Here is a 19,318-nt window from a genome sequence, read left to right on the forward strand (position 1 = left end):
AATGGTGTGAACGGCGCGGACGCTCAGTTGAAGGTTTTGCCTTCAGCGGCCAAACGGGCCAGCAGCGGCGCGGGTTGCCAGAACTTGGCATCGTCCAGCGGGTTCTTGGCAAAGCGGTTCATGGCTTGCACCACGTTGAACAGTCCGACTTCATCCGCGTAGTTCATCGGGCCGCCGCGGTGTGCGGGGAAGCCGTAGCCGAAGATGTACACAATGTCGATATCGCTGGCCTTGGCGGCAATGCCCTCTTCCAAAATGTGGGCAGCTTCATTCACCAGGCTGAACACCAAGCGTTGCACAATTTCTTCGTCCGAAATCTTGCGGGGCGTGATGCCCAGCGCCTTGCGGTGCTCTTCGATCATGGCTACCACTTCCGTATTCGGGATGGCGTCGCGCTTGCCGGGCACATAGTCGTACCAGCCGGCACCGGTCTTCTGGCCGAAGCGGCCTTTTTCGCACAGCAAGTCAGCTGTTTTGCTGTACTTCATGTCTGGCTTTTCGGTGTAACGGCGCTTGCGGATGGCCCAGCCGATATCGTTGCCGGCCAGATCGCCCATGCGGAACGGGCCCATCGCCATACCGAATTTCTCCATGGCCTTGTCCACTTGCTCGGGGGTGCAGCCTTCATCCAGCAGGAAACCGCCCTGGCGGCCGTACTGCTCGATCATGCGGTTGCCGATGAAGCCATCGCACACGCCAGACACCACGGCCGTCTTTTTGATCTTTTTGGCGACCGACATGACGGTGGCCATGACGTCTTTGGCGGTCTTTTCGCCACGCACCACTTCCAGCAGCTTCATCACGTTAGCTGGGCTGAAGAAGTGCAGGCCCACCACGTCCTCTGGGCGTTTAGTGAAGCTGGCGATTTTGTTGACGTCCAAGGTCGAGGTGTTGGAGGCGAGGATGGCGCCAGGCCTCATCACGCGGTCCAGCTCTTTGAACACGGCTTCCTTGACGCCAATCTCTTCAAACACCGCTTCGATCACCATGTCGGTGCCGGCGAGGTCGTCGTAGCTCAGGGTGGTGGTCAGCAGGCTCATGCGCTGCTCGTACTTGTCTTGCTTGAGCTTTTTCTTGGCGACTTGGGCTTCGTAATTCTTGCGGATCGTGGCAATGCCGCGGTCCAAGGCTTCTTGCTTCATTTCCAGCATCTTGACGGGGATGCCCGCGTTCAAGAAGTTCATGGCAATGCCGCCACCCATGGTGCCGGCACCGATGACTGCGACCGAGTTGATAGCGCGCTGCGCAGTATCTGAGGGCACATCCGCGATTTTGGACGCTGCACGCTCCGCCAAAAACAGGTGGCGCAGGGACTTGCTCTCTGCGGTAAACATCAAGTTGATGAAGGCCTCGCGCTCGACCTGCATGCCTTCGTCAAACTTTTTCTTGGTAGCAGCTTCCACCACATCCACGCACTTGGCGGGAGCCGGGAAGTTCTTGCTCATGCCCTTGACCATGTTGCGGGCGAACTGGAAGTACGCGTCGCCTTGCGGGTGCTTGCACTTCAGGTCGCGCACGAGTGGCAAGGGGCGCACATCTGCCACCGAGCGCGCGAAGGCCAAGGCCTCTTCAGCCAGGCTTTCGGCGGACGCGGACAGCTTGTCGAACAGCTTCTGGCCCGGCAGCATGGCCAGCATTTCGCTCTTGATGGGCTCGCCGCTCACGATCATGTTGAGTGCTGGCTCCACACCGAGCACGCGGGGCAGGCGCTGGGTGCCGCCGGCACCGGGCACGAGGCCGAGTTTGACTTCCGGAAGCGCAATGCTGGTGCCGGGTGCTGCAATGCGGTAGTGGCAACCCAAGGCCAGTTCCAAACCGCCGCCCATGGCCACGGTGTGGATCGCCGCGACCACTGGCTTTTCAGAGTTTTCCAACACCTTGATGACGCTGATCAGGTTGGGTTCTTGCAGCGCCTTGGGGCTACCGAATTCGGTGATGTCCGCACCGCCGGAAAACGCCTTGCCGGCGCCGGTGATCACAATGGCTTTGACCGCGGCATCGGCATTGGCCTGGGCCATGCCGTCTGCAATTCCCTGGCGGGTGGAAAGGCCCAAGCCGTTGACCGGCGGGTTGTTCAGGGTGATGACGGCGATATCGCCATGGACTTGGTACTGGGCGGTCATGCAGGCTCCGTGGGTGAGGTTAATCTCAAAATAGAACGATCGTTCTTTTTTCGATTGTAGGAGCTTTACCCCCCTCACCAAGCCCCTTTGTCACCGCTGGGACAAAGGGTTTTCCCGAACCTCAGCGCTGGCTCACCCAGCCTTTGAACGCCAGCTTACGCGCCAGGGAGCTTGTAGTCTTTGAGCAGTTCTCGCAATTTGGTTTTCTGCATCTTGCCGGTGCCGCCCAGGGGAATCGCCTCGATAAACACCACATCGTCCGGCACCTGCCATTTCGCGGTCTTGCCGTCGTAAAAAGCAATCAGCTCATCGCGGCTCACTTCGCTGCCCGGCTTTTTGACCACCGCAATGATGGGGCGCTCGTCCCATTTGGGGTGCTTCATACCGATGCAAGCCGCCATCGCCACTGCAGGGTGGGCCATGGCGATATTTTCGACATCGATGGAGCTAATCCACTCACCGCCGGACTTGATCACATCCTTGCTGCGGTCGGTGATTTGCATAAAGCCGTCAGAGTCGATGGTGGCCACGTCGCCGGTGGGGAACCAGCCATCAACCAAGGGTGAGCCGCCCTCGCCTTTGAAGTATTCGCTGATGACCCACGGGCCTTTGACCAGCAGGTCGCCATAGGCTTTGCCGTCCCACGGTAGCTCTGCGCCCTCGCCGTCCACGATCTTCATATCCACGCCGTAAATGCCGCGGCCTTGCTTCAGGCGAACCTTCATCTTGTCGGCGGAGTCCATGGCAAGGTGCTTGTTCTTCAGGGTACACACCGTACCCAAAGGCGACATCTCCGTCATGCCCCAGGCATGGAGCACTTCCACGCCATACACATCGTTAAACGCGGTGATCATGGCCGGCGGACACGCCGAGCCACCGATCACGGTGCGCTTGAGGGTCGAGAAGCGCAGGCCGCCTGCTTGCATATGACCCAGCATCATTTGCCACACAGTGGGTACACCGGCTGCAAAGCTGACTTTCTCGGACTCAATCAATTCAAAAATGGACTTGCCGTCCATCGCCGGGCCAGGGAATACCAACTTGGCGCCGGTCATGGCAGCCGAATACGGCAAGCCCCAGGCGTTGACGTGGAACATGGGCACCACCGGCAACACCGCATCACGGGCGCTCATGTTGAGTGCATCGGGCAAAGCGCCCGAGAACGCGTGCAGGATGGTGGAGCGGTGGCTGTAGAGCGCCGCTTTGGGGTTGCCGGTAGTGCCGCTGGTGTAGCACATGCTGGAGGCCGAGTTTTCGTCAAACTCGGGCCACGTGTAGGTGGCAGGCTGCTGGCCAATCCAAGCCTCGTAGCTCTGCAAGCCGGGAATGCCGGAGTCGGCGGGCAGCTTGTCCGCATCGCACAGCGCGATGAAATGTTTGATGGTGGTGCAGCGACTGTGCACGGCTTGCACGATGGGCAAAAAGCTCATGTCGAAACACAAGACTTGGTCTTCGGCGTGGTTGGCGATCCAGACAATCTGGTCAGGATGCAAGCGTGGGTTCAGGGTGTGCAGCACGCGACCCGAACCACTCACCCCGAAATACAACTCCAAGTGGCGGTAACCGTTCCAAGCCAGTGTGGCTACGCGGTCGCTAAATGCGAGGTTCAGGCCATCGAGGGCGTTGGCCACTTTGCGGGAACGGGCGGCCACCTCTTTGTAATTGGTGCGGTGGATATCGCCCTCCACCCGGCGGGAAATCACTTCGCCTTCGCCATGGTGGCGCTCGGCAAAGTCAATCAGGGTGGAGATCAGCAACTGCTGGCTTTGCATCAGACCTAACATCAAGTCACCTCTGTCTAAATTTTTGTAACAAACACACCAACACCGGAAACAAGCTGTTGCAACTTCGGCGACTCACATAGTACTGCGAGCAAGTCCCCTCGGAGACGCTGAATTAGTCATATGCGGGACAATTCACCCATGCCCCATTTGCCCCCTGCGCCCGACGCTCTGGACCTCCCCCTCCGCTGGAATAACCGCTTTGCCACCCTGGGAGACGCGTTCTTTGCGCCGCTCTCCCCCACCCCGCTTCCGGCACCGTATTGGGTGGGCACCAGTGCTGCTGCCGCGCGCAGCGCCGGTTGGGACGAGGCTTTGTTGCGCGACCCGGATGTGTTGCAGGCACTGACCGGCAACCGCCCGCTGACCGGCAGCACGCCCCTGGCCAGCGTATACAGCGGCCACCAGTTCGGCCAATGGGCCGGGCAGTTGGGCGACGGCCGCGCGATCCTGTTGGGCGAAGTCGATGGCTTGGAAGTGCAGCTCAAGGGCGCCGGCTTGACCCCCTTCTCCCGCATGGGTGATGGCCGGGCTGTGTTGCGCAGCAGCATTCGCGAGTTTTTGGCCAGTGAGGCGATGCATGGTCTGGGTGTGCCCACTTCACGCGCGCTGTGTGTCACCGGGTCCGATGCGCCTGTGCGGCGCGAGACGATAGAAACAGCCGCGGTGGTGACGCGCATGGCCCCGAGCTTTATTCGCTTCGGGCACTTTGAACACTTCTGCCACCATGGCATGCCCGGCGAGCTGAAAATCTTGGCCGATTTTGTGATCGACCACTACTACCCCGAGTGCCGCACCGAGGCGCGCTGGAACGGCAACCCCTATGTGGCGCTGCTGGCCGCAGTGACGGCGCGGACCGCCGAGATGGTGGCGTCCTGGCAGGCGGTGGGCTTTTGCCACGGGGTGATGAACACCGACAACATGAGTATCTTGGGCCTGACGATCGATTACGGGCCCTTCCAGTTCATGGACGCTTACGACCCCGGTCACATCTGCAACCACTCAGACACGGGCGGCCGCTACGCTTTTTACAAGCAGCCGAATGTGGCGTACTGGAACCTGTTTTGCTTGGGCCAGGCCATGATGCCGCTGATCGACGAGCAGGAACACGCCATTGCCGCCCTCGAAACCTTCAAAGACCTGTACCCGCAGGCGTTTGCCCGCCGGATGGCTGCAAAGCTCGGTTTTACCGACGTGCAAGAGGCCCAGAAGCCGGTCATTGAGGGCATTTTGAAGTTGCTGGCTGCCGACAAAGTCGACTTCACCATCTTCTGGCGGCGCCTCAGCCACTGGGTGGCTGACTCCAGTGTCAAGGCTGATTCGGTGCGCGACCTGTTCTTGGACAGAGCCGGCTTTGACGCCTGGTTGCTATCTTATTCGGAGCTACTTACGCATATTCCACGTGCGCTAGCGGCTGATTTGATGCTCAAGACCAACCCCAAATATGTGCTGCGCAACCACCTCGGCGAACAAGCTATCCAAGCGGCCCGGCAAAAGGATTTCAGCGTGGTCGCCGATTTGCTAAAAGTGTTGGAGACACCTTACGACGAACATCCGGATTTCGAGGCTTGGGCCGGATTTCCGCCCGACTGGGCCGCGCAGATTTCCATCAGCTGCAGCTCCTGAACTTTCAGCGCTGTCTTGCATCCACCTACCCCAGGAGTTCCCATGACCTTCCCTATCCAAAAAACCGACGCTGAATGGAAAGCCCTGCTCGCCGAAAAAGGTGCGGAGCCGGTCGCCTTTCAGGTGACCCGCCACGCTGCCACCGAGCGGCCTTTTACCGGCAAGTATGAGACCCACTGGGCGGACGGCAGCTACCACTGCATGTGCTGCAGCGCCAAGCTGTTTGACTCCGACACCAAGTTTGACGCGCATTGCGGCTGGCCCAGCTTTTCGCTCGCGATTCCGGGCGCAATCACCGAAATCACCGACCGCAGCCATGGCATGGTCCGGGTCGAGACCGTGTGCAGCCAGTGCGGCGCACACTTGGGGCATGTGTTCCCCGATGGCCCTACCGACACCGGTTTGCGCTACTGCATGAACTCGGCCTCGCTACACTTCACGCCCAAATGAAAACACTTCTCGACTTCATCCCCATCCTTTTGTTCTTTGCGGCTTACAAGCTGCATGACACCTTCGGCATCAGCAAAGACGAAGCGATCTATTTCGCCACGCCGGTGCTGATGGCTGCCACCGTGGCGCAAATGGCGATCATTTATTGGATCGACAAAAAGCTCACCACCATGCACAAGATTACCTTGGGCATGATTCTGGTGTTCGGCGGCATCACGCTGCTGTTGCACGACAAGCGCTTCATCATGTGGAAGCCCACCGTGCTGTACGCGGGCATGGCGATTGCGCTGGCCGTGGCGGTGTGGGGTATGAAGATCAACTTCCTCAAGTCCATGTTGGGCAGCCAGTTGGAGCTCCCCGACCCGGTGTGGCACAAGCTCAATATCGCCTGGATCGGCTACACCCTGTTCATGGCGATCAGCAACGGTTATGTCGCCGCGTATTTCAGCGAAGACGCGTGGGCCAACTTCAAACTTTGGGGTTATGTGTTCCCGCTGGCCTTTTTGATTGGCCAGGGCCTCTACATTTCGCCTTATCTCAAGGGCGACAGCACACCAGAGGAGCCCCCCAAGCCATGAGCACCCTGGCTCCTACTGCGCACAACCTGGAGCAGCGCCTGCAGGCAAAATTGCAGCCGCTGCGCCTTGAAGTGATCGATGAAAGCTACCAGCACGCCGGTCATGTGGGTGCCAATGACAGCGGTGTCGGCACACATTTCCGGGTGCGGATTGCCTCGCCTTTATTTACCGGTTTGAGCCGCGTAGCTCGGCATCGCCTTGTGTATGATTCGTTGCAAGATTTCATTGATCAAGGCCTTCATGCCTTGGCCATTGAGGCCGAAGCCTCGCCCTCTGGCAACACTAAGATTTAAGCATTCCTGAAGGAAACGGTATGAAGAAGCACATTTTGTCCTCCTTGGCTGTAGCCAGCCTGATGGCGGTCTCCCAAGGCGCTGTGGCGCAGAACATTGCCATCGTGAACGGCAAGGCAGTTCCCACTGCGCGCATGGAAGCCCTGGCCCAACAGGTCGCCCGCTCCGGCCGCCCTGTGACCCCTGAAATGCAAGGCCAGATGCGTGAGGAAATCATCGCCCGCGAAATTTTTGTGCAAGAAGCGCAGGCACGCGGCCTGGACGCGACGGATGACTACAAAAACCAGCTCGATCTGACCCGCCAGTCCATCCTGATCCGCGAGTTGTTTGCCGATTTCCAAAAAAAGAACCCGGTCACCGACGAAGAAACCAAGGCTGAGTACGACAAGTTTGCCTCAGCCAACGCTGGCAAAGAGTACCGCGCCCGCCATATCCTGGTGGAAAAAGAAGACCAGGCCAAGGCCCTGATTGCCCAGCTGAAAAAAGGCGCCAAGTTTGAAGACCTGGCCAAAAAGAACTCCAAAGACCCAGGCTCCGGTGCCAATGGTGGTGACCTCGATTGGGCCAACGCCAGCAGCTACGTGAAAGAGTTCTCGGACGCGCTGATGGCCTTGTCCAAGGGCAAGATGACCGACACTCCAGTCAAGACCCAGTTCGGTTTCCACATCATCCGTTTGGATGACCTGCGCGAAGCCCAGTTGCCCAAGTACGAAGATGTGAAGCCGCAAATCGCCCAGCAACTGCAGCAACAAAAGATTGCCAAGTTCCAGGAAGACCTGCGCGCTAAAGCCAAGGTCGAATAAGCTGCTACAGGCTGATTCCCATCAAGCGGCTTCGGCCGCTTTTTTGTTGCCTATCACTGGCTTGCACCCCAAGTCCGCTCCACCCGGCGAAGGGGCGCAGCCGTAAAGCTAGCGGCCGATTCCGACCAGCCAAAGCAGGCCCAACAAGACCGGCTGGTGCAGCAGGTAGTAACTCAAACTCCACTGCCCCAGTGCTGCCAGCCGCCGCGTCAGGGCTGCCGGCAGTGGCAGCCGCCCTGTGCGGGGTTGGCGCTGCCACGCGTGCATGAACGCGAAACCCAGCAACATGACGCCCAGCCAGGGAAACAAGGGCACATAGTCCTCGGTGCGTGGCAGGCGGGTGACCCACCCGATCCAGTTCAAGGCACGGCCGTTCATATCCACGCCAAATTGAGTGCTAGCCCAGGTAGATATTGCGCTACCTGCTATGAAATGCGTAGCAATGATCGCAAGACCCAGCAATCCGCACCCACGCCCCAGCGGTGCCACAAGGCGGGTGATGAGCAGCATCACCGCCATGGCGTGCAACACCCCGAAATAGATATAGCTGCCGGGAAACATGAACCATGACCCTAAAGACACCAACGCAGCGGCGGCAGCAATCTGCAGCCAACGCCGTGCGAACTGCCACCCGCTCTGGACACGGGCATGGGCCAGCGCCTGACCGGCGCCCGCACAGCACAAAAACAGGCTGAGGATGGCAGTGCGCTGCCACGTCCAGACGGGGTCTTGCAAGAAGTTTTGTTGAATGACGCCGGCGTTGTTCAGGTCGAAGCAAAAGTGAAACACCGTCATCCACACCATGGCCAAGCCACGCACCGCATCCAGAGTGTCCAAGCGCCGGGCGTTCATGGCCGCTTCAAGGGCTTTGTGGCTTGCCGGCGGCAGACCGTTGCATGATGCTGCCCCATTGGGTGAGCACAGCACCGGTGGACGCTAACAAAAGCACTGGTATTGCAAGCCCCCAAGCGCTGTGCATGGCGGTGGACCATGCAAAAAGGGGCGGCCCCAAGGTGGCGCCCAAATTGCCCATTTGGGCCACCGCGCCGTTGGCTCGGGCCTGTTGGGCGCTGTCGTGGTTGAGGTGAGGAATCAGGGCAAAGGCGCTGCCCCCGGCCAGGCCGGAAATCAGCATCAAGGCGATGGCCGCTTCGACGTAGCCCCAGCCGGTCATGGCGCTCCAGGCACACAACACGCCCGCCAAGCCAAGGCTGGGATACAGCATGCGCAGCAAGCGCAAGGGGCTGCTCCGCTGGGTAAGCCAACCCGCACCAAAGGTGCCGGCTATGCCCATCAGGGGCAATACCGTGGCGGCCCATCGGTCTGTGTCGGTCAGGCCCCGGGGTAAAAACGTCAACAACGCCACAGCCATGCCGGTGTAACAAAAGAAACACAGGCCCGGCAGTGCGGTGCGCCAGTCGGTATAGGTGCGCACATGACGCGCCAGCAAACCTGCTCCGTGGGCGGCGCTAGCTGGCGGCGGCTGGTCAAGGGGCAGTGCCACCCAAGCCAGTACCGCAGCAATGAGCAGCAGCACCGCATGCAGTGCAAACATCGATGGCACACCGGCATACGCCAAAAACTGGTGGCCTCCTGCGGCCGTGAGGGCGAACGCGGTGCCCACAAAGGTGCTCCACAAGCCCATGGCAATCGACCGGTGACGCGCAGCAGTGGTGCCTGACATGAGCGTGGGCGCAGCCACCACCACGGCCAGGTGTGACGCTCCTTCCAGCACCCGGGTCCCCACAAACCAGTGAAATGGCAAGCTCAGTGCCTGCACGGCCGCCAGCACCGCGCCCAGCAGCATGCCCCCGCACAGCAGGCGCCGGTAACCAATGCGCGGAGCCAACAAACCCATGCTGACACCCAGACTCAAGCCCACGACGCCCACGACCGACAAGGCCCACCCCATCTGGGTGGCGCTCACGCCAAACTGCTGCTGCAACAAAGCAAACGCTAGGGACACCTTGGCAAACTGCATGGCCGCCAAAATGCCACAGCCCCATAACAGCAAAACGCGGGGCCAATAGGTGATGTGTGTGTGAGGCATGGGAGCCGGTGAGTGTAGCGGCAGCCCGCGCGCCGGCGGGGCCACGCTGCGGGATAATGCGGCCCCATGTCTTTGCAAGATTTTCAACTCGAATTGCTGGCTCCCGCCCGTACCGCCGAGATCGGCATCGAAGCGGTGAACCATGGTGCTGATGCGGTTTACATCGGCGGGCCCGGTTTTGGCGCGCGGTCCAGCGCCGACAACAGCATTGCCGATATTGAGCGCCTGGTCGCCCACGCCCATCGCTTCAACAGCCGCATTTTTGTCACGATGAACACCATCCTGCGGGATGACGAGCTCGAGCCCGCCCGCAAGCAGGCTTGGCAGTTGTACGAGGCGGGCGTGGATGCGCTGATCGTGCAGGACATGGGTTTGCTGGCGATCGACATGCCACCGCTGCAGCTCCACGCCAGTACACAGACAGACATTCGCACGCCCGAGAAGGCGCGCTTTTTGCAGGATGTGGGCCTGTCCCAGATCGTGCTGGCGCGCGAACTCACCGCCCGGCAAATTGCCGCCATCCGCGCGGCCACGGACCCTGAAAAATGCACGCTGGAGTTTTTTATCCACGGTGCGCTGTGCGTGGCCTACAGCGGCCAGTGCTACATCAGCGCGGCCCACACCGGCCGCAGTGCCAACCGGGGTGAATGCAGTCAAGCCTGTCGCCTGCCCTACCAGGTGGTCGACGACAAAGGCCGCTTCGTCGCCCATGACAAGCATGTGCTCTCGATGAAAGACAACAACCAGAGCGAGAACCTGGCCGCTTTGGTGGATGCGGGCATCCGCAGCTTCAAAATCGAGGGCCGCTACAAGGACATGGGTTATGTGAAGAACATCACCGCCCATTACCGCAAGCTGCTGGACCGCTTGATCGAAGATCGCCAGTACTCGGATCAACCCTTGGCCCGAAGCAGCAGTGGTAGCACCAGCTTCACGTTTGAGCCCGACCCCAACCAGAACTTCAACCGCGAGTTCACTGACTACTTTGTACAGGGCCGGCAGATCGACATCGGCGCCTTTGACAGCCCCAAAAACCCGGGCCAGCCAATTGGCTATGTGACCAAGGTCAACCCTGACAGTGTGGAGCTGGAACTGAGCGACCGCAGCAAGGCTTTGAGCAATGGCGACGGCCTGTGCTACTACGACTTGCAAAAAGAGCTGGTGGGCCTGGCCATCAACCGGGCCGAAGCCATCAACGCGGCCAAGGGTTTGTGGCGGGTATTCCCCAAAGACCCCCTCCCCGGCCTCAAGGACCTGCGCAAGGGGGTGGAGGTCAACCGCAACCGGGATGTCAACTGGACCCGGGTGCTCGATAAAAAGAGCAGCGATCGGCGCATCGGAGTCTGGGCGGTGTTGGCGGAAACCGATGGCGGCATGGCACTGACCCTGACTGACGAAGACGGCTTTACCGCCACCGCCCACACCACCCTGCCCTTGGAGCTGGCCAAAGACCCGGCCACTGCGCTCGACACCTTGCGCGCGAACGTGAGCAAAATGGGCACCACGATTTTTGCCACACTCGATGTGCAGGTGCAGTTCAGCCAGCCTTGGTTTGTGCCCGCGTCGGTGCTGAACCCCTTGCGGCGCGAAGCTGTCGAGGCCTTGGAGCGTGCCCGCACGCGGGGCTTTGTGCGTTTAGCGCCGGGCCATGTGGTGGAACCGCCGGTGGCATATCCGGAAGACACGCTTAGCTACCTGGCCAACGTGTTCAACCAAGCAGCGCACGGTTTTTACGCCAAACACGGGGTGAAAGTGATTGCGCCCGCCTACGAAGCGATTGAAGAGTTGGGTGAAGTGAGCCTGATGATCACTAAGCACTGCGTGCGCTTTTCGCTCAGCCTGTGCCCCAAGCAAGCCAAGGGCGTGACGGGGGTCCAAGGGCAGGTCAAAGCCGAGCCCTTGCAACTGATCAATGGCAAAGAGAAGCTCACCCTGCGGTTTGACTGCAAACCCTGCGAAATGCATGTGGTGGGCAAGATGAAAACCGGTGTCGCCAGCCAAAGCCGCTTGGAGCTGCTGGAGGCCGCACAGGGCGTGCCGATGACTTTCCACAAAACCCGCCCGAAACAAGAGTTCGGGCACTGATCGCTTAGTGGGGGCGCTGGGGCGGGCGCTCTTCAGGCGCCTGCGTCTGCAGCAACTGGCGCATGAAGTACAGCCCCAGCACCATATTGCCCACGGCAAACACCACCACCGCGATGGCCGCTGCGGGCTGCAGTGTGTGGTGTTGCACGATCCAAACCAGCGCCGTCGACAGTGCGTTCAACACCAGCATGAGCCAGAAGGCCGGCTTGCGGGGTTGAAGCAAACGGCGCAGGTACTTCACTTCAGCTCAGTGACAAAGTTTTCACGGCTGCGGCGCACCTTTTTCAGGTTCACCAACCAGTCGCCTTCGTCGGCGCGATAGCCCAAAGGCATGATCACCACGCTGCGCAAGCCGCGCTTGTCGAGCCCCAAGATTTCGTCCACGGCTTTGGGGTCAAAACCTTCCATGGGGGTGGCGTCAACCTTCTCTTCAGCAGCCGCAATCAGGGCGGTGCCCACGCCAATGTAGGCCTGGCGGGCAGCGTGCTGGTAGTTCACTTCGGCCTCGCGGGGCACGTAAGCGCCCAAAATCATCTTGCGGTAGTTTTCCCAACCTTCGTTCACGAAACCGCGCTCGGTATTGACCAGGTCGAAAGACGCATTGATGCGCTCCGCGGTGTAGTTGTCCCAGGCGGCAAATACCAACAGGTGCGAGCCATCGGTGATCTGCGCCTGGTTCCAAGCCACGGGCACGATTTTTTCACGCAACTCTTTGTTGCTCACCACGATCAGCTCATAAGGCTGCAAGCCGCTGGAGGTGGCGGTCAGGCGCACGGCTTCGATGATGCGGTCCAGCTTGTCCTGGGGGACTGCTTTGGCGGGGTTGAATTTCTTGGCGGCGTAGCGCCACTGGAGTGTGCTGATGAGGTCGGACATTTTGGCTTTCGGTGAGGTTAAAAAATTCGCTTTAAACGCTATCTGTGGCCATCCAGCTGAGGGAGTGGGAGTGAGATTTCAAGGTGAGCACTTTCAAATGACTGCAAAAAAACTTGAAAACTCTGTTCGGCCGCACATGCGGCAACAGGAAAGTCAAGGTGGGTTGCTGCTGCATCAACCCATGCGGTGAATGCAGCCCAGCTTGGCCCGGTACGCTCGCCCTCGCCTCTGAAAAACTCGGTCGGGACCTGTGTCCCCAACAGGCGCTCCACATGTTTGGCCAGTACTAGCCCACCCATCCGCGCCCCGTCCAGCACATAGCGCACACCCACGTAAGTCTCCAGGCTGAGGGGCGCTCCCCCGGGCTCACCAGCGGGCGCGCCATTTGCAGAGAGGGTTAAAAGGTCACGTTGTAACGCTACTCGTCGTGGGGTGAAGGGCGGTGGTGGCACAACATCTGGAGACCATGGGGCCACAGCAAGCAGCGGCTCAAGCTGGGAAAGCGCTTCGTTCATCGCGCGCAGCACCACGGTATACACATCCCGTGTGAGCTCGGGTGAGCACAAAGTTCGCATCAAAGGGTGGCCATCAACCCTTATATGCAAGGGATGGGTTTGCTCCCTGAGCCGCTGTCGCAACGAGTTCACAGCCATTGGGCGCCAAGTCCGCGCAGCTTGGTGGCCAGCAGTCGTTCGCTGGATGTCCACTCCCTGCAATAACCGGTTCGAACCTCTATCCATTTTTCAAACGATCTTCTGGGCGACAGTCGCAGCGCCGAAGCATCTTCCGCCGCAGGTTTGTGGGGGCTACCCGCCCATGCGATGCTCTGGTTTTCTGCTTGCCGGAACCAGTAGAGGCGCAAAATCCGCCCGCCTGACATCGGCACCTGTATCGCCATCACGCCACCCGCGAATTGGTAGACCTCTGGGTAGTCTGCGAACATCTCTTGCATGCTCTGCAAATCAGCAACTACCTCCGAACTGGCATTCAGAAACCAGTCATCCACCACTGAGAGCCCGGGGAGGTCTGGCCCCGCACCTTGGATGGCTCCGTCTTCCCCTTGCACCATGGCAAATCCATCGCAGGCGATCAGGCTTGAAAAGTGAGGCTCCACGATGTCAAACGCTGCGAGCGGATCGGCAACTCCTGCAATACTTTGCAAGGCACGTGACACTTGGCGGTCCATTCCGTCGTGCAAGCGCAAGTTGTGCGCGGCCGCAAAGCTGGAGAGCCCCAAAGAAAATGCCGATGCCAGCGCCGCGCAAGCGTCACGCTGGTCATGCGATAGCCACAGGGGTGTTGCATAGTGGTGGCAAGCGACCAGACCCCAGAGTTTCCCCCCACAATCAAGGGGACCGAAAATGAACTTCGGACCCCCATGTTGCGGAGGTATTCGAGGTGCATGGGCGACACGCTGCGCAGGTCGGAGCGGCTCAAATCAGGCGGCTGCGCATCCAAACCGTAAACGGGGTGATCCGGAGCTTCGATGTCGGGAATCATCCGGTATGGGTTCTGAAGGTACAGGCGTCGCGCAATCTCCGGAATATCCCCAGCGGGAAACCGCAAACCCATGTAGCTCCCGTAGTCGCCCGATTGATCTTCGGCGACCACTTCGCCCGTCCAGTCTTCTCTGAAACGGTAAATCATGACCCGGTCCATGCCGCTGACACGACGTACCTGGCCCACCAATGTCTGGTAGTAAGCATCTAACTCGGCGGGGAAGTTGGGTGAACGGACCACACTGCGCAAGAGCTCGTGCACAGGCACCGGCTCCACACCTGCCACCCCATGTTCCCACTCCAATAGCACGTGTGACGTGCTGACCTGCATCGCAACGGCCAACCACTCACCATCTGGCCTTGCGACTGTCAACGTCAAAGGGCGCGGCGACGTACCTGCTGGCAGGGTTTGTTCCATTTCCGGCGGGAACAACGGGGTATCTCGCCATGCGTGCCCCAATAACGCCGATAAGGGAACACCAAACATTTCACCAAGATTGGTGCTCGCATGGGTCACCATCTCATTCGCTCGAGACACCACCGCGAGGGCGCCATGGGATTGGATTTTCCCGGAGAGATGAAGCTGCTCTTGCTCACAAGACACCCATTGAACCGGAGCGTGGGTGCGAGAGGTATCAATCGCCAAGGTCATGAACCATTCCCTCGGCAGCTGGTAGCAGCGTAACCGGTCACTGTCCGGCGTTCTTGCGAACTGATTGCAGGTACCAAAGAATGCGCCCTGATCAACAAACAGGACGGGGTCGGATATGGAAGAGACGCAGAGCGTGCTCAGGCGTGCAGTGTTGAGTGAACAGACTTGGGCTGAGGTACTGGATCGTTTTGACCGCGCTGGATTGACGATAGATGAATTTTGCAGCCGCGAAGGCATCAGTCGCAGCAGCCTTGCTCGCCGACGCACGCTTAGGAATAAACAGAGGGGAATCGCGTCCCCGCTGCGAACGAACAAGGTAGCCCCCACCACCGTGCCGAAGGCGGCGTTCGTTGATCTGGGCGACCTTGCTGGAGTGCACGGCAGCGGCAATGGAGCCATGGAGTTACGCATCGAACTCGGCTCGGGCATGAGTTTGCATCTGGTACGCCGGTAATGTTCTTTCCCGAGGGCCGCATTCGCGTGTTCCTGTATGGCCAAGCTGCCGATATGCGCCAGTCCTACGACGGCTTGTACGCTCTGGCACGCCAGGGGTTTGAAGTGGATGTGCTGGCCGGACACATGTTTGTTTTCATCAACCGGCGGCAAACACAGATGAAGGTGCTGTACTTTGACCGCAGCGGCTGGTGCCTGTGGTGCAAGCGTTTGGAGAGCGGCAAGTTCTCCCGTAAAGGCGTTCAAGGCGGCAGTGGCGAGATCGACTGCACGGCGCTCAAACTGATGCTCGAAGGCATCGAAGTGCGCCGACGCCACAAACGCTACCAACACCCTGCGCGGAGGTGACGATGTGCCCATTTTCAATCCGGAGAAGCACTCTTTTGCTTTGTCCCTAAAGGCCGCAAGATAAGGCCCATGTCGATGCCCAATACCAGCACTCCCACATTTACCGTCGAAACGGTCATGGGGCTGTCGCCGCAGAGCATCGCGCAGACACTGCAAGCACAGGCCGCCAGCATCAGCGCGCTGGAGCAGCAGCTCGAATGGTTCAAACGCCAACTCTTTGGCAAGAAGAGCGAGCGCTTTGCACCCTTGCCCGATGCGCAGCAAATGCACCTGGGGCAACTCCTGGGCGACCTCCCTGCCACTGATGCGCCCGAAGCCGACTCCGACTCCAACACCATCCCTGCACACCAGCGACGCAAACCCCGCAGCAACTTTGCCGACGAGGGCACGCCCGCATCGTTCTTTGACGAAACCAAGGTGCCCGTGCACACCATCGAGCTGGCCAACCCCGAGACCAAAGACCTCTCGCCCGATCAGTACGAGGTTGTCAGCCAGAAGGTCAGCCACCGCTTGGCACAGCGCCCCGGTGCCTATGTGGTGCTGAAGTATGTGCGCTCTGTCATCAAGCGCCACGACACGCAAACCCTGCACTGTGCGGGCGCGCCAACAGGCATCATTGAGGGCAGCCGCGCTGACGTGAGCTTGCTCGCAGGCGTTGTTGTTGACAAGTTTGCCTGGCACATTCCGCTGTACCGGCAGCACCAGCGCCTGAGCCAAGCGGGCTTCAAACTCAGCCGGGCGTGGCTGACGCAACTGGCGCAAAAGACCATTTCCCTGCTGGAGCCGATTTACGACACGCAGCTCGAGTCGATCCGCAACAGCCGGGTCAAGGCAATGGACGAGACCCCCATCAAGGCCGGGCGCAGTGGGCCCGGCAAGATGAAGGCGGCCTACTTCTGGCCTGTGTACGGCGAACTCGATGAGGTGTGCTTTGCCTATTTCGAGTCGCGCCGCCACGAGCACGTACAGCAGGCATTGGGGCTGCCAGGGGCCACAGATGCCGTGTTGCTCACTGACGGCTATGAGGCCTATGCACGTTACGCTGCCAAGACCGGCATTACGCATGCCCAATGCTGGGCGCACTGCAGGCGTGGCTTCTTTGAAGCTCTAGGGGCCGAGCCACAGGCCGCTGGCCAGGCGCTGCAGCAAATTGGCGAGATTTACGCCCAGGAAGAAGCCATTCGTGAACGTGACCTCTACGGGGATGCCAAACGAGAGCACCGTCTAAGCCACAGCAAACCGCTGGTGCAGAACTTCTTTGAATGGGTGGATTTGCAGTTCGAGCGGCAAGGCTTCCTGCCCAGCAATCCGTTGACCAAGGCATTGGCCTATGCACGCGAGCGCCGCGCGCAACTGCAGGTGTTTCTGGGCGATGCGGATGTGGCCATGGATACGAACCATCTGGAACGCGCCTTGCGCGCGATACCAATGGGCAGGCGCAATTGGTTATTCTGCTGGACGGAGGTGGGCGCCAAGCGCGCGGGCATCATGCAGAGCCTGATCGTGACATGCCGTTTACATGACATTGACCCCTACACCTACCTGGTTGATGTCTTGCAACGCGTAGGCCACCACCCCGCCTCCAGAGTTTCAGAACTGACGCCTCGTCAATGGAAGCAGCACTTCGCCGAGAATCCATTGCGTTCACCATTACACGGTTTGGTAACGTAGGCAATAACGCCGGACAGTGACCGGTTACGTAGCAGCTGTACAAAGTCGTCAGCTTTCATCGGTCTGTGGAAATGAAAACCTTGACCCACATCACACCGTAACCGGTCACTGTCCGGCGTTCTTGCGAACTGATTGCAGGTACCAAAGAATGCGCCCTGATCAACAAACAGGACGGGGTCGGATATGGAAGAGACGCAGAGCGTGCTCAGGCGTGCAGTGTTGAGTGAACAGACTTGGGCTGAGGTACTGGATCGTTTTGACCGCGCTGGATTGACGATAGATGAATTTTGCAGCCGCGAAGGCATCAGTCGCAGCAGCCTTGCTCGCCGACGCACGCTTAGGAATAAACAGAGGGGAATCGCGTCCCCGCTGCGAACGAACAAGGTAGCCCCCACCACCGTGCCGAAGGCGGCGTTCGTTGATCTGGGCGACCTTGCTGGAGTGCACGGCAGCGGCAATGGAGCCATGGAGTTACGCATCGAACTCGGCTCGGGCATGAGTTTGCATCTGGTACGCCGGTAATGTTCTTTCCCGAGGGCCGCATTCGCGTGTTCCTGTATGGCCAAGCTGCCGATATGCGCCAGTCCTACGACGGCTTGTACGCTCTGGCACGCCAGGGGTTTGAAGTGGATGTGCTGGCCGGACACATGTTTGTTTTCATCAACCGGCGGCAAACACAGATGAAGGTGCTGTACTTTGACCGCAGCGGCTGGTGCCTGTGGTGCAAGCGTTTGGAGAGCGGCAAGTTCTCCCGTAAAGGCGTTCAAGGCGGCAGTGGCGAGATCGACTGCACGGCGCTCAAACTGATGCTCGAAGGCATCGAAGTGCGCCGACGCCACAAACGCTACCAACACCCTGCGCGGAGGTGACGATGTGCCCATTTTCAATCCGGAGAAGCACTCTTTTGCTTTGTCCCTAAAGGCCGCAAGATAAGGCCCATGTCGATGCCCAATACCAGCACTCCCACATTTACCGTCGAAACGGTCATGGGGCTGTCGCCGCAGAGCATCGCGCAGACACTGCAAGCACAGGCCGCCAGCATCAGCGCGCTGGAGCAGCAGCTCGAATGGTTCAAACGCCAACTCTTTGGCAAGAAGAGCGAGCGCTTTGCACCCTTGCCCGATGCGCAGCAAATGCACCTGGGGCAACTCCTGGGCGACCTCCCTGCCACTGATGCGCCCGAAGCCGACTCCGACTCCAACACCATCCCTGCACACCAGCGACGCAAACCCCGCAGCAACTTTGCCGACGAGGGCACGCCCGCATCGTTCTTTGACGAAACCAAGGTGCCCGTGCACACCATCGAGCTGGCCAACCCCGAGACCAAAGACCTCTCGCCCGATCAGTACGAGGTTGTCAGCCAGAAGGTCAGCCACCGCTTGGCACAGCGCCCCGGTGCCTATGTGGTGCTGAAGTATGTGCGCTCTGTCATCAAGCGCCACGACACGCAAACCCTGCACTGTGCGGGCGCGCCAACAGGCATCATTGAGGGCAGCCGCGCTGACGTGAGCTTGCTCGCAGGCGTTGTTGTTGACAAGTTTGCCTGGCACATTCCGCTGTACCGGCAGCACCAGCGCCTGAGCCAAGCGGGCTTCAAACTCAGCCGGGCGTGGCTGACGCAACTGGCGCAAAAGACCATTTCCCTGCTGGAGCCGATTTACGACACGCAGCTCGAGTCGATCCGCAACAGCCGGGTCAAGGCAATGGACGAGACCCCCATCAAGGCCGGGCGCAGTGGGCCCGGCAAGATGAAGGCGGCCTACTTCTGGCCTGTGTACGGCGAACTCGATGAGGTGTGCTTTGCCTATTTCGAGTCGCGCCGCCACGAGCACGTACAGCAGGCATTGGGGCTGCCAGGGGCCACAGATGCCGTGTTGCTCACTGACGGCTATGAGGCCTATGCACGTTACGCTGCCAAGACCGGCATTACGCATGCCCAATGCTGGGCGCACTGCAGGCGTGGCTTCTTTGAAGCTCTAGGGGCCGAGCCACAGGCCGCTGGCCAGTAACCGGTCACTGTCCGGCGTTAT

19 protein-coding genes and 1 pseudogene are annotated in these 19,318 nt (G+C 59.8%); 12 read left to right on the forward strand and 8 right to left on the reverse strand.

From position 1 onward, the window contains the following. Nucleotides 1–23: 23 nt before the first annotated feature. Both RAE19_RS00285 and RAE19_RS00290 read right to left on the reverse strand, forming a co-directional pair. A complete protein-coding gene (locus RAE19_RS00285) occupies nucleotides 24–2,123 on the reverse strand; it encodes a 3-hydroxyacyl-CoA dehydrogenase NAD-binding domain-containing protein (protein WP_313873048.1) in 2,100 nt (699 codons plus the stop codon). A 155-nt stretch (nucleotides 2,124–2,278) separates the two neighbouring features. Then, complete coding sequence (locus RAE19_RS00290; RefSeq protein ID WP_313873049.1) at nucleotides 2,279–3,907, reverse strand: 3-(methylthio)propionyl-CoA ligase; 1,629 nt, start codon at nucleotides 3,905–3,907, stop codon at nucleotides 2,279–2,281. Nucleotides 3,908–4,045: 138 nt separating this feature from the next. On the opposite strand from RAE19_RS00290, the gene RAE19_RS00295 reads away from it, so the two are divergent. The 5 genes from RAE19_RS00295 to RAE19_RS00315 are packed head-to-tail and all read left to right on the forward strand — an operon-like array spanning nucleotide 4,046 to nucleotide 7,654. Next, nucleotides 4,046–5,530, forward strand: a complete 1,485-nt coding sequence (locus RAE19_RS00295; protein WP_313873050.1) for a protein adenylyltransferase SelO — start codon at nucleotides 4,046–4,048, stop codon at nucleotides 5,528–5,530. Between the two features lie 42 nt (nucleotides 5,531–5,572). Further along, complete coding sequence (gene msrB, locus RAE19_RS00300; protein ID WP_313873051.1) at nucleotides 5,573–5,980, forward strand: peptide-methionine (R)-S-oxide reductase MsrB; 408 nt, start codon at nucleotides 5,573–5,575, stop codon at nucleotides 5,978–5,980. Next, complete coding sequence (locus tag RAE19_RS00305) at nucleotides 5,977–6,558, forward strand: septation protein A (protein ID WP_313873052.1); 582 nt, start codon at nucleotides 5,977–5,979, stop codon at nucleotides 6,556–6,558. Before msrB ends, RAE19_RS00305 begins: the two co-directional genes overlap by 4 nt. Beyond that, the gene (locus tag RAE19_RS00310; protein ID WP_313873053.1) at nucleotides 6,555–6,851 is read left to right on the forward strand and encodes a BolA family protein; all 297 of its coding nucleotides are present in this window, start codon (nucleotides 6,555–6,557) and stop codon (nucleotides 6,849–6,851) included. The genes RAE19_RS00305 and RAE19_RS00310 overlap by 4 nt, the downstream gene beginning before the upstream one ends. Before the next feature lie 20 nt (nucleotides 6,852–6,871). After that, entirely contained in the window at nucleotides 6,872–7,654 is a 783-nt protein-coding gene (locus tag RAE19_RS00315; protein WP_313873054.1) for a foldase protein PrsA, read from the forward strand. Between the two features lie 108 nt (nucleotides 7,655–7,762). Here RAE19_RS00315 and RAE19_RS00320 read toward each other — a convergent pair whose 3' ends face one another. After that, a complete protein-coding gene (locus tag RAE19_RS00320; protein WP_313873055.1) occupies nucleotides 7,763–8,506 on the reverse strand; it encodes a DUF1624 domain-containing protein in 744 nt (247 codons plus the stop codon). 7 nt (nucleotides 8,507–8,513) lie between these two features. After that, nucleotides 8,514–9,704, reverse strand: a complete 1,191-nt coding sequence (locus tag RAE19_RS00325; protein ID WP_313873056.1) for an MFS transporter — start codon at nucleotides 9,702–9,704, stop codon at nucleotides 8,514–8,516. A 66-nt stretch (nucleotides 9,705–9,770) separates the two neighbouring features. On the opposite strand from RAE19_RS00325, the gene RAE19_RS00330 reads away from it, so the two are divergent. Then, nucleotides 9,771–11,789: a peptidase U32 family protein gene (locus RAE19_RS00330; protein WP_313873057.1), complete on the forward strand. Its 2,019-nt coding sequence runs from the start codon at nucleotides 9,771–9,773 to the stop codon at nucleotides 11,787–11,789. A 4-nt stretch (nucleotides 11,790–11,793) separates the two neighbouring features. Here the strand turns inward: RAE19_RS00330 and RAE19_RS00335 are convergent, their stop codons facing one another. The 4 genes from RAE19_RS00335 to RAE19_RS00350 all read right to left on the reverse strand — a co-directional run bounded on the left by RAE19_RS00335 (nucleotide 11,794) and on the right by RAE19_RS00350 (nucleotide 14,816). Further along, nucleotides 11,794–12,030, reverse strand: coding sequence for a hypothetical protein (locus RAE19_RS00335; RefSeq protein ID WP_313873058.1), 237 nt, complete (start codon nucleotides 12,028–12,030; stop codon nucleotides 11,794–11,796). Then, nucleotides 12,027–12,665 carry an NAD(P)H-dependent oxidoreductase gene (locus RAE19_RS00340; protein WP_313873059.1) on the reverse strand — a complete coding sequence of 213 codons (639 nt, stop codon included), beginning with the start codon at nucleotides 12,663–12,665 and terminating at the stop codon, nucleotides 12,027–12,029. Before RAE19_RS00340 ends, RAE19_RS00335 begins: the two co-directional genes overlap by 4 nt. Before the next feature lie 643 nt (nucleotides 12,666–13,308). Next, nucleotides 13,309–13,851, reverse strand: coding sequence for a hypothetical protein (locus RAE19_RS00345; protein WP_313873060.1), 543 nt, complete (start codon nucleotides 13,849–13,851; stop codon nucleotides 13,309–13,311). Further along, nucleotides 13,755–14,816 (reverse strand): GAF domain-containing protein, encoded by a 1,062-nt coding sequence (locus RAE19_RS00350; protein ID WP_313873061.1) that lies wholly within the window; start codon nucleotides 14,814–14,816, stop codon nucleotides 13,755–13,757. The genes RAE19_RS00345 and RAE19_RS00350 overlap by 97 nt, the downstream gene beginning before the upstream one ends. A gap of 115 nt (nucleotides 14,817–14,931) precedes the next feature. Here RAE19_RS00350 and RAE19_RS00355 point away from each other — a divergent pair, with 115 nt between their 5' ends. From RAE19_RS00355 to tnpC (RAE19_RS00380), 6 genes and pseudogenes are all read left to right on the forward strand, one after another. Next, nucleotides 14,932–15,270, forward strand: a complete 339-nt coding sequence (locus RAE19_RS00355) for a hypothetical protein (RefSeq protein WP_313873005.1) — start codon at nucleotides 14,932–14,934, stop codon at nucleotides 15,268–15,270. Beyond that, complete coding sequence (tnpB, locus tag RAE19_RS00360; protein ID WP_313873004.1) at nucleotides 15,270–15,617, forward strand: IS66 family insertion sequence element accessory protein TnpB; 348 nt, start codon at nucleotides 15,270–15,272, stop codon at nucleotides 15,615–15,617. The genes RAE19_RS00355 and tnpB (RAE19_RS00360) overlap by 1 nt, the downstream gene beginning before the upstream one ends. A gap of 69 nt (nucleotides 15,618–15,686) precedes the next feature. Then, nucleotides 15,687–17,288, forward strand: a complete 1,602-nt coding sequence (gene tnpC, locus RAE19_RS00365; RefSeq protein ID WP_313872998.1) for an IS66 family transposase — start codon at nucleotides 15,687–15,689, stop codon at nucleotides 17,286–17,288. A 183-nt stretch (nucleotides 17,289–17,471) separates the two neighbouring features. After that, nucleotides 17,472–17,810: a hypothetical protein gene (locus RAE19_RS00370; RefSeq protein ID WP_313873005.1), complete on the forward strand. Its 339-nt coding sequence runs from the start codon at nucleotides 17,472–17,474 to the stop codon at nucleotides 17,808–17,810. After that, nucleotides 17,810–18,157 carry an IS66 family insertion sequence element accessory protein TnpB gene (tnpB, locus tag RAE19_RS00375; protein WP_313873004.1) on the forward strand — a complete coding sequence of 116 codons (348 nt, stop codon included), beginning with the start codon at nucleotides 17,810–17,812 and terminating at the stop codon, nucleotides 18,155–18,157. The genes RAE19_RS00370 and tnpB (RAE19_RS00375) overlap by 1 nt, the downstream gene beginning before the upstream one ends. A 75-nt stretch (nucleotides 18,158–18,232) precedes the next feature. Further along, nucleotides 18,233–19,294, forward strand: a pseudogene (gene tnpC / locus RAE19_RS00380) (IS66 family transposase); the annotation flags it as partial. Nucleotides 19,295–19,318: the final 24 nt, after the last annotated feature.

The sequence above is a fragment of the Rhodoferax potami genome (assembly GCF_032193805.1).
GTDB classification, from domain to species: domain Bacteria; phylum Pseudomonadota; class Gammaproteobacteria; order Burkholderiales; family Burkholderiaceae_C; genus Allorhodoferax; species Allorhodoferax potami_A.

Coding starts and splice junctions, on each gene's coding strand:
- tnpB (WP_313873004.1), top strand. CDS start 17,810: ATGTTCTTTCCCGAGGGCCGCATTCGCGTGTTCCTGTATGGCCAAGCT.
- RAE19_RS00290 (WP_313873049.1), bottom strand. CDS start 3,907: ATGTTAGGTCTGATGCAAAGCCAGCAGTTGCTGATCTCCACCCTGATT.
- RAE19_RS00285 (WP_313873048.1), bottom strand. CDS start 2,123: ATGACCGCCCAGTACCAAGTCCATGGCGATATCGCCGTCATCACCCTG.
- RAE19_RS00315 (WP_313873054.1), top strand. CDS start 6,872: ATGAAGAAGCACATTTTGTCCTCCTTGGCTGTAGCCAGCCTGATGGCG.
- RAE19_RS00325 (WP_313873056.1), bottom strand. CDS start 9,704: ATGCCTCACACACACATCACCTATTGGCCCCGCGTTTTGCTGTTATGG.
- RAE19_RS00320 (WP_313873055.1), bottom strand. CDS start 8,506: ATGAACGCCCGGCGCTTGGACACTCTGGATGCGGTGCGTGGCTTGGCC.
- RAE19_RS00310 (WP_313873053.1), top strand. CDS start 6,555: ATGAGCACCCTGGCTCCTACTGCGCACAACCTGGAGCAGCGCCTGCAG.
- tnpC (WP_313872998.1), top strand. CDS start 15,687: ATGTCGATGCCCAATACCAGCACTCCCACATTTACCGTCGAAACGGTC.
- RAE19_RS00295 (WP_313873050.1), top strand. CDS start 4,046: ATGCCCCATTTGCCCCCTGCGCCCGACGCTCTGGACCTCCCCCTCCGC.
- msrB (WP_313873051.1), top strand. CDS start 5,573: ATGACCTTCCCTATCCAAAAAACCGACGCTGAATGGAAAGCCCTGCTC.
- RAE19_RS00340 (WP_313873059.1), bottom strand. CDS start 12,665: ATGTCCGACCTCATCAGCACACTCCAGTGGCGCTACGCCGCCAAGAAA.
- tnpB (WP_313873004.1), top strand. CDS start 15,270: ATGTTCTTTCCCGAGGGCCGCATTCGCGTGTTCCTGTATGGCCAAGCT.
- RAE19_RS00370 (WP_313873005.1), top strand. CDS start 17,472: ATGGAAGAGACGCAGAGCGTGCTCAGGCGTGCAGTGTTGAGTGAACAG.
- RAE19_RS00305 (WP_313873052.1), top strand. CDS start 5,977: ATGAAAACACTTCTCGACTTCATCCCCATCCTTTTGTTCTTTGCGGCT.
- RAE19_RS00330 (WP_313873057.1), top strand. CDS start 9,771: ATGTCTTTGCAAGATTTTCAACTCGAATTGCTGGCTCCCGCCCGTACC.
- RAE19_RS00355 (WP_313873005.1), top strand. CDS start 14,932: ATGGAAGAGACGCAGAGCGTGCTCAGGCGTGCAGTGTTGAGTGAACAG.
- RAE19_RS00345 (WP_313873060.1), bottom strand. CDS start 13,851: ATGGACCGCCAAGTGTCACGTGCCTTGCAAAGTATTGCAGGAGTTGCC.
- RAE19_RS00350 (WP_313873061.1), bottom strand. CDS start 14,816: ATGACCTTGGCGATTGATACCTCTCGCACCCACGCTCCGGTTCAATGG.